Genomic DNA, 12,537 nt, shown 5'->3' with positions numbered 1-12,537 from the left:
TGTCCGTTCGTCTCGATCCCGCCGACTACGGCTGGCTGACCGAGTAGGTGCCGTCCTCGTTGAGCACCCGAATCTCGACGCTGGTGGTGCGGCCGTCGAAGTCGACATCGCACAGGAAGGTCGAGCCGACCACCACTTCCTGGCCGGAGGGGCAGGACACCCGGTTGACCTGCTGGGCGCCGTAGTCCTCGGTGAGGATCCGGCTGACACCGTCCTGGACCGCCGCCTGGTCGAAGGTCTTGGTGCCGGAGTTCTGCTGGAACAGAATGCCGCCGATGACACCCAGGATGATCACGACGGCGAGGCCGCCGATGACCAGCGGGTTCTTCGACTTGCCGGACGCCGAGCCGCTCGGCGGGTTGCCCCACTGGCCGCCCGGAGGCTGGTAGCCGGCGCCGGGCTGCCCGGCGGGGGCGCCGTATACCGGCGCACCGTAGGGGGCTCCGGGGGTGGAGTCCGCGATCGGGGTCTGCGGGGGCTGCTGACCGTAGCCCGGCTGCCCCGGCTGCCCCGGCTGCTGCCCATAGCCCGGCTGGCTCGGCGCCTGCCCGTAGTTCGGCTGACCGGGCTGCTGACCGTACGCCGGACGGCCGGGCTGCTGGCCGTAGCCCGGCTGCCCCGGCTGTTGTCCATAGTTGGGCTGACCGGGCTGACTCGGCTGGCCGTAGTTCGGCTGACCGGGCTGCTGGCCGTAGTTCGGCTGGCCGGGCTGTTGCCCGTAGTTCGGCTGCTGGCCGTATCCCTGCTGGCCCTGCTGGCCCGGCTGCTGCCCATAGGACGGCTGACCGGGCGCACTCGGCTGCTGCCCGTAGGAGGGCCGGCTCGGCGCCTGCCCGTAGTTCTGGCCGGGCTGCTGACCGTAGGACGGCTGGGACGGTGCCTGTCCGTAGGACGGCTGGCCCGGCTGCTGGCCGTAGCTCGGCTGCTGCCCGTAGTTCGGACGGCCGGGCTGCTGACCGTAGTTCGGCTGCTGACCGTAGGACGGCTGCTCACCGTAGGGGCGCCCGGCGTATCCGGGCGGGTTGCCGGAGCCCTGGCCCGCCGCCGGCGACGGGTTCACCACACGGGTGGTCTCGTTGTCCTCGGCGGAACCGAACCCGGACGCACCCGCGGGCCTGTCCGATTCCTTCTTGGTGAGATCAGGGGAATCCGACCGATGCGGATCGTCTCCCGCTCCCGGTCCGGCGGGATTGCCGGGGTCAGTCATCGTTGCTCCAGTTTCGCCAAAGTGTTCTGTCATCGGCGGTCCGACTCGGTCGGTCGCAACGACCGGCGGCATCCCCCACCTCGGTATTGAAGCAGGTGCGGTCACCGGGACGACAGGTCGGTCCTACGCTATTCGGGCAAAAAACCCTGTTGGCTTCCCGAACACCCGCATCCGGAACATGACCAACGTCACTCATGCGGAGTCGACCGCAACGATTCCGCGGCGGATCGCGCCGATCGCATCGGTCGCCGCGGCGGACAGATCGGAGTCGTCGGAGGCGTTCCGGAGTTGCTCGAGCAGGTCGATCACCTGTCGACACCATCGGACGAAGTCCCCACCGGACAGCGAGCCGTCGCCGGCACCCGCCGCCAATACCTCGTCGAGCGGGCGGCGACGTGCCCACGCGGAGATCGCCGCCACGAAGCCGACATCCGGGGGCCGCGTCGTCGGCAATCGCAGGCGCACCTCGTCGCGGCGCAGTTCCTGCCAGAGCCGAGTCGTCGCGGCCAGGCTCTCGGACAATTCCTCGGAGATCGGACCGGTGGTGGCCAAGCCCTCGGTGCGTGCCTCGTAGAGCACGGCCGAGGCAACTGCGGCGAGATCCGCGGGCTCGAGGCCGCGCCAGATCCCGGCGCGCAGACATTCGGCGATCAACAGGTCCGACTCGCTGTAGATGCCGGCGAGCATGCGCCCATCCGCGGTGGTGCGCGGGCCTCCCGGATCGTCCTCACCGGACAGGAAGCCCCGTTCGGTCAGCAGTTCGACGATGCGATCGAAGGTGCGGCTGAGCGAGTCGGTCGTCGCGGACGCCTTCCGGCGCATCGACGCGGTCTCCTCGACCAGGGTGCTGTAGCGCTGGGCGGCGCGGATGATCGTGTCGCGGTCGGGCCGGTCGTGGACCGGATGCGAGCGGATCACCCGACGCAGCGCGGCGATCTCGCTGTCGTCTGCCGCGGTCGATCCGCGTCGCCGCGGCCGACCCGGCGGGAGGATTCCGGTATTGCGGATCGTCGAGGCGATATCGCGACGCACCCGCGGGTTGCGGTACTGCACCTGCTTCGGCAGGCGGATCCGACCGAGCACCTCCGCCGCGACCGGTACATCGGCGACCGAGATGCGGCCGGCCCAATGCCCGATCGTCACGACCACCGGATGCGGGTCCGCACTGCCGTCCGGTTCGACGATCACCGCCAGCCCGGCGCGCCGGCCGGAAGGGATGCCGATCACGTCGCCCCGTCGCAGGTCGCTCAGCGCACGGGCGGCCTCCTCGCGACGATGGGCGCGGCCGCTGCGTTCGAGGTCGCGTTCGCGGCCGGTCAACCGATCGAGCAGCGCCGCGTATTCGAGCACGTCGGCGTCGATCTCGACCAGTTCCTCCCGCAGTTCGGCGATCGCGACGTCGTTGCGGTCCGCGCCGCGCACCAGCCCGACGACCGAACGGTCGGCCTGGAACTGTGCGAACGATCGGTCGAGAACGGCGCGGGCGTCGGCGACACCCATATGTTCGACGAGGTTGACCGTCATGTTGTACGAGGCCCGGAACGAACTGCGCAGCGGGAAGGTACGGGTCGAGGCCAGCCCGGCCACGTCCTCCGGGGAGATATCCGGCTCCCAGACGACCACCGCGTGACCCTCGACGTCGATCCCGCGTCGCCCGGCGCGACCGGTCAGCTGGGTGTACTCCCCCGCCGTCAGCTTGGCGTGCGTCTCGCCGTTGTACTTGACCATCCGCTCGAGCACGACCGTGCGGGCGGGCATGTTAATGCCGAGCGCCAACGTCTCGGTGGCGAAGACCGCACGGATCAGGCCCGCCGCGAAGAGTTCCTCGACGGTATGTCGGAACGCCGGGAGCAGGCCGGCGTGGTGGGCGGCGAATCCGCGCAGGACGCCCTCGCGCCATTCCCAGAACCCGAGGACCTCGAGGTCCGCACGGGGAATTCCGGAGGTATGGCGATCGATGACCTCCTCGACCCGGGCGCGCACCTCCGGCGGCGTCAGCACCAGCGGCGACCGCAGGCATTGGGCGACGGCGCCGTCGCAACCGGCCCGGCTGAAGATGAAGTCGATCGCCGGCAGCAGGCCGTCCGCGTCGAGCAGGGTGAGCATGTCGGGGCGCGAAACGCGGCGGCGGTTGCGCCCGCCCCCGTGGCGTCCGCGGCCACCGCGATCGCCGTCCTCGTCGGCGACCAACCGTTGGGCGATCGCCCGATCGAGTTGTGGATCGACCCGCGCGGTGCGGGAGTCGGCTGCCTTGCCCCGGCCGCCGCCCTCGCCGCCCTTGCCCCGGCCGCGTCGGCCGGTACCCGCGGACGACTTCGCGCCGGGGCTCTCCGGCCCGGCGAACAGATCGAACAGCCGCCGACCGACCAGCATGTGCTGCCACAGCGGCACCGGCCGGGTGTCGTCGACGATGACCTCGGTATCGCCGCGAACGGTCTGGATCCAGGCGCCGAACTCCTCGGCGTTCGACACCGTCGCCGACAGGCTGATCAGCGACACGCGCGGCGGCAGGTGCAGGATCACCTCCTCCCAGACGGCGCCGCGGAAGCGGTCGGCCAGGAAGTGCACCTCGTCCATCACCACATGGCTCAGGCCGCGCAGCGTCGACGACCCGGCGTAGAGCATGTTGCGCAGAACCTCGGTGGTCATCACGACCACCGGGGCCTCCGGGTTGACGCTCGTGTCCCCGGTGAGCAGGCCGACCTTGTCCGATCCGTAGCGGCGGACCAGGTCGCCGTACTTCTGGTTGCTCAGCGCCTTGATCGGGGTGGTGTAGAAGCATTTGGCGCCGGCGGCGAGAGCCAAGTGCACCCCGAACTCGCCGACGATCGTCTTGCCCGCCCCGGTCGGGGCGCAGACGAGCACGCCGGACCCGTTTTCCAGGGCGCGGCAGGCCTCGATCTGGAAGGGGTCGAGCGGAAAGGGCAACTGCCGGGCGAAGGCGGTCAGTTCGGGACCGGCTTCCGGCGGAATCGCAACCGTCACGCGTCGATCATGACCGAGGATGCGTCGAATCGATGCGATCCGCCGGATCCACGGGTGTCACCGGGTCGATCGGCGAGACCTCGTCGTCGGCGAGATCGTCGAAGGCTCCCGGCCGACGGGCCACCGCGCGGTCGTGCAGGCGAGCGATCTGGATGGCCACTTCCAACAGCAGGCTCAGCGCCAACGCCAGGGCCGTCATCGTGAAGGGATCCTGCCCGGGTGTGGCGACGGCGGCGAAGACGAACAGCGCGAAGATCAGCCCGCGCCGCCAGCTCTTGAGCCGCTCGTAGGGCAGGATGCCGACGAGATTGAGCGCCACGACCAGCAACGGCAGTTCGAAGCTGACGCCGAAGATGATCAACAGGTTGATGACGAAGCCGAAGTACTCGGTACCGCTGAGCGCGGTGATCTGGACGTTGTCGCCGATCGTGAGCAGGAAGCCCAAGGCCTTGGCGACGACGTAGTAGGCGAGCACGGCGCCCGCGACGAACAGCACCGCGCCGGCGGTGACGAAGCCGACCGCGTAGCGGCGCTCGTTCTTGTACAGGCCCGGCGTGATGAACGCCCAGATCTGGTAGAGCCAGATCGGGCAGGCCAGCACGACGGCGGCGGTCAGACCGACCTTCAAGCGCAGCATGAACTGCTCGAAGGGACCCGTCGCCAGGAGGCGGCAGGCGTCGTCGGCCGACAGCACCGCCCGCGACTCGGGCGGCAGCGAACAGTACGGACCGCGCAGAATCTCACCGAGCGACGGCACCCCGAGGAACCCGTAGGCGTACCAAAGGAATCCGAACACGGTGGTGACCGTGATCGCCCCGAGGGAGATCAGCAGTCGCCAACGCAGTTCGCGCAGGTGGTCGACCAGCGGCATCGTGCCTTCGGGATTGACCCGACTGCGCCGTCTCCGAGGGTCGAACGGAATACGCACCCGTCGATCAGGCGGAGCGACGTTCGGGGTCGGACGTCACGGCCGAGGTATTCGGCGGAGCGGCTTCGGCGGTGCGCGGCGGATCGATCGCGGTGGACGGGGCCGCGGCGGGAGCATCAGCGGCCGGCGCGTCCCGACGATCGTCATTGCGCAGGTCCTGGACCTCGGACTTGAAGATCCGCAGCGAACGTCCCAGGCCGCGAGCGGCGTCGGGAAGCCGCTTGTATCCGAACAGAATGATGAATGCCAGGATGACGATGGCCCAGTGCCACGGGCTCAGGGATCCCATATCACTACCTCCACAGGTGAGTTCACCAGAGACTCTAGCGGTCGTCGGCAGCCTACGCCGACGAGCTTGCCGGCCGGTAACGAGAAAGCGGCGGCCATCAGTCGTCCAACGCGGCGTAGGCCGCCAGGGCGTCGCCCGCCCGCCGATCGACCGCATCGCGCAGCGACTCCGGTTCCACGACGGTGATCCCACCGCCGAAACCGAGGATCAGCCGCACCATCCAGTCCTGAGTCGCATAGCGCATCGTCACCTCGAACCGGCCCGAACCGTCGTCAACTTCGCGTTCGGTCGGTGTCATCGGGTAATGATCGAGTACCCAGGTCAGGTTCCCGGCGATCTCGAGCCGCGCCAGCGGGAGCGCCGGATCATCGCGGAAGAGTTCGAGGGAATCCTCGGAACCGGGCGTGTCGGCCGGGGGCCGGGCGGGTTCGTCGAGCCGTTCGGCGGTTTCGATCCTGTCGAACCGAAAGAGCCGAACCCCCTCGGCGGAGCGGCACCACGCCCGCAGATAGGTGTGATCGTCGACGACGATGATGTCGAGCGGATCGACCACCCGATCGGAGACGGCGTCGCGGGAGGCGCTGTAGTAGCGCAATCGGATCGCCCGCCGCGACGCGACCGCACCGCGGACCGTGCGGACCGCCTCCGATTCGGTGCCCTCGATCTCCGCGATCGCCTCGAGACCCCGCACGGTGCCGGCCGCCTGCTCGATCTTGGCGATCGCCCGCTGCGCCGCGCCCGGGTCGACGGTGCCCGGCAGATCGATCAGCGATCGCAACGCCACCAGGGTGGCGGTCGCCTCGGTGCCGGTCAGCCGCAACGGTCGGTCGATCCCGGCATTGAAGGTCACGGTGATGCTGTCCTCGGAGAAGGACAGGTCGATCAGATCGCCCGGACCGTATCCGGGCAGACCGCACATCCACAGCTGGTTGAGATCCGACATCAGTTGGCCGGTCGTCACACCGAGTTCGGCGGCGGCCGCGGCGGCGGAGATCCCCGGGTTCTCCTGGAAGTACGGCACCAGGTTCAGCAGCCGCACCAGGCGTTGGGACAGTCGTGTGCTCATGCGCGGGATCCGATCGCTCGCTGCAACCGTTCACGGACCTCGGTCCGCAGGTCCTCCGGGCCGATCACCAACGCGTCGGGACCGTATCCGCAGATCAGTCGGGCCACCCAGTTGGGGGAACGCACCGAGAACTCCACCACGCTCCCCCGTCGTCCGCCGACCGTCCGCTCCTCGACGACGGTGCCGAGCCTCCGCAGTTCGACCGCCCGGTCATCGGCGACCCAGACCCGGGCGGTCCCCACCGGACCGGACCGGGGCATCCCGGTCGCCGCGGCGACGATCTGCTGCAGATTGGCTTCGGCCGGCTTCTGGACGGCGCCGAGAGGACCGAAGGGGCGCACATCGTCCTCGATCCGGGAGATGCGGAAGGTGCGCACCGCCTCCCGGTCGTGATCGAAGCCGACGAGGTACCACCGACCGTTCGCGGTGACCACTCCCCACGGATCGACCGTTCGGGTCGTCGGCTGCGCCGTGCGCTCCGGGCGATGACCGAACCGGACGGCGCGACCGGATTCGATCGCCGCGAGCAGGGCGCCGAGCGCCGGTTCCGAGGCGCGGGTGCGCACGGGCATCGGGCCGACATTCGCCGGCCCGGCCTCGGTGTCGACCTGCACCCCGGCGGCTCGCAGCTTCAGCAGGGCGCTGTGCACCGCGGCGCTCAGTTGCGGGGACTCCCACAGTTGGGCCGCGACGGCGACGGCGGCGGCCTCGTCCGAGTCGAGGTCGATCGCCGGCAGGAAATACGCGCCGCGGTCGATCCGGTAGCCCTCGACCGAGGAGAACTGCGAGGTCGGTCCGGTCTCCAAAGGGATGCCGAGATCGCGCAGTTCGTTCTTGTCCCGCTCGAACATGCGCGCGAACGCCTCGTCGTTGGGACTGTCGGAGTAGCCGGCGACCGAGGAGCGGATCCGCTCGGCCGACACGTATTGACGGGTCGACAACAGGCAGATCACCAGGTTCATCAGCCGTTCGACTTTGGAGATCGCCACGGCGGAAGCCTAACGGGCGGTCGGCGGACGCGTCGCGCGCGGCACGCCGCCGACCGGGCCCGACCTACATCGAAGCGATCAAACGTTCGACCCGCTCGTCGATCGAGCGGAACGGGTCCTTGCACAGGACGGTCCGCTGCGCCTGATCGTTGAGTTTGAGATGTACCCAGTCGACCGTGAAGTCGCGACCGGCGGCCTGGGCGGCGGCGATGAACTCGCCGCGCAGCCGCGCCCGGGTGGTCTGCGGAGGTGTCCGCACAGCCTCCTCGATCTGGTCGTCCTCGGTGACCCGCTTGGCCAGACCCTTGCGCTGCAGCAGGTCGAAGACGCCACGGCCGCGCTTGATGTCGTGGTACGCCAGATCGAGCTGGGAGATCTTCGCATCCGACAGTTCCAGGCCGTGCCGATCCTGGTAACGCTGGAAGAGCTTGCGCTTGATCACCCAGTCGATCTCGGTGTCGACCTTGGCGAAGTCCTGCGCCTCGACCGCGTCCAGGGTGCGACCCCACAGGTCGACGACCTGTTCGAGCTGGGCATTGGGCTCGCGGTTGCGCAGATGTTCGACCGCGCGCGAGTAATACTCGCGCTGGATGTCGAGCGCTCCGGCCTGACGCCCGCCCGCCAACCGCACCGGCCGGCGGCCGGTGACGTCGTGGCTGACCTCGCGGATCGCCCGGATCGGATTGTCGAGCGCGAAGTCCCGGAAGGACACGCCGGCCTCGATCATCTCGAGGACCAGCGACGCGGTGCCCACCTTGAGCATCGTGGTCGCCTCGCACATATTCGAGTCGCCGACGATCACGTGCAGCCGGCGGTACTTCTCGGCGTCGGCGTGTGGCTCGTCACGGGTGTTGATGATCGGCCGCGACCGCGTCGTGGCGGACGAGACGCCCTCCCAGATGTGCTCGGCGCGCTGGGACAGGCAGAAGGTCGCCGCCTTCGGGGTCTGCAGGATCTTGCCGGCGCCGCAGATCAGCTGACGGGTCACCAGGAAGGGCAGTAGCACGTCCGAGATGCGGGAGAACTCGCCGGCCCGAACCACCAGATAGTTCTCGTGGCAGCCGTAGGAGTTGCCCGCGGAATCGGTGTTGTTCTTGAACAGGTAGATGTCGCCGCCGATGCCCTCCTCGGCGAGACGCTGTTCGGCGTCGATCAGCAGCTCTTCGAGGACTCGTTCACCGGCCCGATCGTGGGTGACCAGCTGAACGAGGCTGTCGCATTCCGCCGTCGCGTACTCCGGGTGCGACCCCACATCGAGGTAGAGCCGGGCGCCGTTGCGCAGGAATACGTTGGAGCTGCGGCCCCAGGACACCACTCGCCGGAACAAGTACCGCGCCACCTCGTCGGGACTGAGCCGACGGTGCCCGTGAAAGGTGCAGGTCACACCGTACTCGGTCTCTATCCCCATTATTCTTCGCTGCACAATTCGACAGTACCGCGCCCGGGGACGGCGCACCCGGAACCGACGGCGCGCATGGCGCCGCCGGCCCGGAATCAGGCGTCCGGGGTGGTGGTCTCCCCGGATTCGGCAGTGTCCTCGGCGGCCGGAGCGGCAGCACCGACGGCCGCCGCCGCGGCGAGCAATTCCTGGAGCGCAGCACCGCGAAAGCGGCGGAAGGCGCGCCGCGGACGGGACTGCTCGAGAACCGCGACCTCGAGCGAACTGACCTCGAGGGTTCGGGCCGTGTCGGTCCCGGTCATGCCGTTGGCGGGTGCCGCCGCACCGAGGGCGGTCACAGCAATCGAGACCGCGGAGGTCAGATCGAGATCGGACCGATACGACTGCTTGAGCGATTCCACGATCGGCTCGGCGGTACCGCCCATCACGATGAACTCCGACTCGTCGACGATCGAACCGTCGAACGTGATGCGGTAGAGCTGCGACTCGGGCGGCTCACCCGGCCGGCCGACCTCGGCGACGCATATCTCGACCTCGTAGGGCTTGAGCTGCTCGGTGAAGATCGCGCCCAGGGTCTGCGCGTAGATCTTGGCCAGCGACCGCCCGGTCACATCCGCACGGTCGTACGTATAGCCCTTGACATCCGCGTGCACGATGCCGCGCGCCCGCAAATTTTCGAACTCGTTGTACTTGCCGACCCCGGCGAAGCCGATGCGGTCGTAGAGCTCACTGACCTTGTGCAGTGCGCTCGACCGATTCTCCGCGACAAACAGCACCCCACCCGCATAGGTGAGGACCACGACGCTGCGGCCCCGCGCGATGCCCTTGCGGGCGAGTTCGGACCGATCCCGCATCAACTGTTCGGGAGATGCGTAATACGGCATCGTCATGCGCGCTGTGCTCCATTCTCGACTCCGGCTCCATTCTCGACTCCGGAGGCCACCCGGGTGCGGTGTGCGATCAGATCGGCCGCGATCCGCCCGATCCGGTCGTTCTCGATCTCGCGGGCACCCTCGGAATCGATCGCGATCACCAACGGGTAGATACCGCGGGTCAGATCGGGCCCGCCGGTGGCGGTGTCGTCGTCGGCGGCGTCGTAGAGCGCCTCCACGGCGATCTGCACCGCACGCTCCTCCGCGAGGCCGACCGAGTAGGTCTTCTTCAGCGAGGAGCGGGCGAACAGCGAGCCGGACCCGATCGCGTGGTAGCCGGCGTTCTCGACGGAGATCGCACCGACCGGGTCGAACGAGACGATGCGCCCGGCGGTGGCCGGCCCGGCGGCGTCGAGGTCGTAGCCGACGAACAGCGGCAGCGCGACCATGCCCTGCAGCGCGGCGCCGAGATTGGACCGGACCATCGAGGCGAGCTTGTTGGCCTTGCCCTTGAAGGTCAGGGGCACGCCCTCGATCTTCTCGTAATGCTCGAGCTCGACGGTGAACAGGCGGACCATCTCGATCGCGATACCGGCGGTGCCGGCGATACCGGCCGCGGAGTAGTCGTCGGTGATGAAGACCTTGCGGATATCGCGGGTGGCGATCAGGTTGCCCTGGGTCGAGCGGCGGTCCCCCGCCAGCAGGACGCCGTCGCCGTAGGTCAGGGCGACGATCGTCGTGCCGTGCGGTGCGACGTCGGAGGGCTCGACGATCGGATGATCGCCGACGGCTCCTGCGGACCGATCACCGAAGACCCGAGCGGTCGGCAGCAGTTCGGGCGCGAACTGCCGCAGATGCTCGGTGAACGACGAGGACGGCGAAGCCGGGGGAAGAATCCCCCCGGCCCGGCCACTCGTGGTGTTGTCGAAACGACCGTCTCCGATCACTGGCCACCCTTCTGCACGTATGCCCGCACGAAGTCCTCGGCGTTCTCTTCCAACACGTCGTCGATCTCGTCGAGCAGGTCGTCGGTGTCGTCGGCAAGCTTCTCCCGACGTTCCTGGCCCGCGGCACCGTCGACTGCGGGATCGTCGTCGTCGCCACCGCCGGACCGCTTGGTCTGTTCCTGTGCCATCGCCGAAACTCCTTCATCGCGAGCGAATGGTCGAACCTTAACCCTACCGAGGACATCCGACTCGCCGCAGGAAAGAGCGGCCGGACACTCCCCATTCCGCACTCGAATGCCGTCCGATGGGACGGGCCCGGCGTCCCGGCGCCGGACCCGCCGACGTCGTCAGGTGGTGAGCGCGTCGACCAATTCCGCGGCGGAATCGACCGAGTCCAGAAGTGCACCCACGTGCGCCTTGGTCCCCCGCAACGGCTCCAGGGTGGGGATCCGTACCAGCGATTCCCCGCCGAGATCGAAGATCACCGAGTCCCAACTCGCGGCGGCGATATCGTGACCGAACCGACGCAGACATTCGCCGCGGAAGTAGGCGCGGGTCTCGAACGGCGGCGTGCCGATCGCGTCGAGCACCTGCTGCTCGTCGACCAGACGCTGCATCGAACCGCGCGCGACGAGCCGGTTGTAGAGGCCCTTGTCCAGCCGCACGTCCGAGTACTGCAGGTCGACCAGATGCAGGCGCGGGGCGGACCAGGCCAGGCCCTCGCGATCCCGGAAGCCCTCCAGCAGGCGCAGCTTCGCCGGCCAGTCCAACAGGTCGGCGCATTCGAGCGGGTCGCGCTCGAGCAGATCGAGGACGTGCGCCCACTTCTCGAGCACGTCGAGCGCCTGCGGGTCCGGGTCGGTCCGCTGCTCGACGAACTTGGCCGCCCGCTCGTGGTACTCCCGCTGGATCGCCAGGGCCGTCATCTCACGACCGTCCGCGAGGGCGACCGTCGTGCGCAGCGTCGGATCGTGACTGATCGCATGCACCGCGGAGACCGGTCGGGCCAGCTGCAGGTCCGACAGGTCGACCCCGCCCTCGATCAGGTCGAGCACCAGGCAGCTGGCACCGACCTTGAGGTAGGTGGCCATCTCGGCGAGGTTCGCGTCGCCCAGGATCACGTGCAGGCGCCGGTACTTGTCCGCGTCGGCGTGCGGCTCGTCGCGGGTGTTGATGATGCCGCGCTTGAGCGTGGTCTCCAGGCCGACCTCGACCTCGATGTAGTCGGCGCGCTGCGAGAGCTGGAAGCCGGGCTCGTCACCGGAGGGGCCGATGCCGACCCGGCCGGACCCGCAGAAGACCTGCCGGGTGACGAAGAACGGCGTCAGACCCACGATGATCTGCGAGAACGGCGTCTCGCGGGAGGTCAGGTAGTTCTCGTGGGTGCCGTAGGAGGCGCCCTTGCCGTCGACGTTGTTCTTGTACAGCTGCAGGCGCGGGGCGCCGGGCACCGAGGAGGCGTGCCGCGCGGCGGCCTCCATCACCCGTTCGCCGGCCTTGTCCCAGATGACCGCCGACAGCGGATCGGCCACCTCCGGTGCGGAGTACTCCGGGTGCGCGTGATCGACGTAGAGCCGCGCACCGTTGGTCAGGATCATGTTCGCCGCGCCGACCTCGTCGGCGTCGATCACCGGGGCGGGCCCGCTGAACCGACCGAGGTCGAAGCCGCGCGCATCGCGCAGCGGGGACTCGACCTCGTAGTCCCAACGGGTGCGCTTGGCGCGGGGTACGGAGGCGGCCGCGGCGTAGGCCAGCACCGCCTGGGTGGAGGTCAGGATCGGATTGGCGGTGGGGTCGCTCGGTGAGGAGATTCCGTATTCGACCTCGATGCCGATGATCCGCTGCATGATGACAA

Annotated in this window: 11 protein-coding genes; all 11 read right to left on the bottom strand. The window is 68.9% G+C overall.

What is annotated here, in order from left to right; all coding sequences use genetic code 11:
• Positions 1-25: 25 nt before the first annotated feature.
• Complete coding sequence (locus MB1_RS26805; protein WP_066906371.1) at positions 26-1,207, bottom strand: DUF4333 domain-containing protein; 1,182 nt, start codon at positions 1,205-1,207, stop codon at positions 26-28.
• A gap of 192 nt (positions 1,208-1,399) precedes the next feature.
• On the bottom strand, positions 1,400-4,192 hold the full coding sequence (locus tag MB1_RS10060; protein ID WP_245650120.1) for a DEAD/DEAH box helicase: 2,793 nt from the start codon (positions 4,190-4,192) through the stop codon (positions 1,400-1,402).
• Between the two features lie 7 nt (positions 4,193-4,199).
• Positions 4,200-5,120, bottom strand: a complete 921-nt coding sequence (tatC, locus tag MB1_RS10055; RefSeq protein ID WP_066906369.1) for a twin-arginine translocase subunit TatC — start codon at positions 5,118-5,120, stop codon at positions 4,200-4,202.
• A gap of 7 nt (positions 5,121-5,127) precedes the next feature.
• Positions 5,128-5,409, bottom strand: coding sequence for a Sec-independent protein translocase subunit TatA (gene tatA / locus MB1_RS10050; protein ID WP_066906367.1), 282 nt, complete (start codon positions 5,407-5,409; stop codon positions 5,128-5,130).
• A 97-nt stretch (positions 5,410-5,506) separates the two neighbouring features.
• A complete protein-coding gene (locus MB1_RS10045) occupies positions 5,507-6,475 on the bottom strand; it encodes a helix-turn-helix transcriptional regulator (RefSeq protein WP_066906365.1) in 969 nt (322 codons plus the stop codon).
• Positions 6,472-7,464, bottom strand: a complete 993-nt coding sequence (locus MB1_RS10040; protein WP_066906364.1) for a helix-turn-helix transcriptional regulator — start codon at positions 7,462-7,464, stop codon at positions 6,472-6,474. The genes MB1_RS10045 and MB1_RS10040 overlap by 4 nt, the downstream gene beginning before the upstream one ends.
• Before the next feature lie 64 nt (positions 7,465-7,528).
• Positions 7,529-8,887, bottom strand: a complete 1,359-nt coding sequence (gene pafA, locus MB1_RS10035) for a Pup--protein ligase (RefSeq protein ID WP_174531950.1) — start codon at positions 8,885-8,887, stop codon at positions 7,529-7,531.
• Between the two features lie 71 nt (positions 8,888-8,958).
• Entirely contained in the window at positions 8,959-9,753 is a 795-nt protein-coding gene (gene prcA / locus MB1_RS10030; protein ID WP_066906360.1) for a proteasome subunit alpha, read from the bottom strand.
• Positions 9,750-10,631, bottom strand: coding sequence for a proteasome subunit beta (gene prcB / locus MB1_RS10025; RefSeq protein WP_066906818.1), 882 nt, complete (start codon positions 10,629-10,631; stop codon positions 9,750-9,752). Before prcB ends, prcA begins: the two co-directional genes overlap by 4 nt.
• Positions 10,632-10,678: 47 nt before the next feature.
• Entirely contained in the window at positions 10,679-10,870 is a 192-nt protein-coding gene (locus MB1_RS10020; protein ID WP_066906358.1) for a ubiquitin-like protein Pup, read from the bottom strand.
• 159 nt (positions 10,871-11,029) lie between these two features.
• Positions 11,030-12,529 (bottom strand): depupylase/deamidase Dop, encoded by a 1,500-nt coding sequence (gene dop, locus MB1_RS10015; protein WP_066906356.1) that lies wholly within the window; start codon positions 12,527-12,529, stop codon positions 11,030-11,032.
• Positions 12,530-12,537 lie beyond the last annotated feature (8 nt).

Origin of the sequence: Millisia brevis NBRC 105863, assembly GCF_001552615.1 — a bacterium.
GTDB lineage: Bacteria > Actinomycetota > Actinomycetes > Mycobacteriales > Mycobacteriaceae > Millisia > Millisia brevis.
The sequence above is the reverse complement of the archived record's forward strand: the minus strand, read 5'-3'. Positions and strand labels throughout refer to the sequence as shown.

What these genes read in the sequence shown, in the direction of transcription:
- MB1_RS26805 (WP_066906371.1), bottom strand. Translation starts at nt 1,207, where the DNA reads ATGACTGACCCCGGCAATCCCGCCGGACCGGGAGCGGGAGACGATCCG.
- tatA (WP_066906367.1), bottom strand. Translation starts at nt 5,409, where the DNA reads ATGGGATCCCTGAGCCCGTGGCACTGGGCCATCGTCATCCTGGCATTC.
- MB1_RS10045 (WP_066906365.1), bottom strand. Translation starts at nt 6,475, where the DNA reads ATGAGCACACGACTGTCCCAACGCCTGGTGCGGCTGCTGAACCTGGTG.
- prcA (WP_066906360.1), bottom strand. Translation starts at nt 9,753, where the DNA reads ATGACGATGCCGTATTACGCATCTCCCGAACAGTTGATGCGGGATCGG.
- MB1_RS10020 (WP_066906358.1), bottom strand. Translation starts at nt 10,870, where the DNA reads ATGGCACAGGAACAGACCAAGCGGTCCGGCGGTGGCGACGACGACGAT.
- dop (WP_066906356.1), bottom strand. Translation starts at nt 12,529, where the DNA reads ATGCAGCGGATCATCGGCATCGAGGTCGAATACGGAATCTCCTCACCG.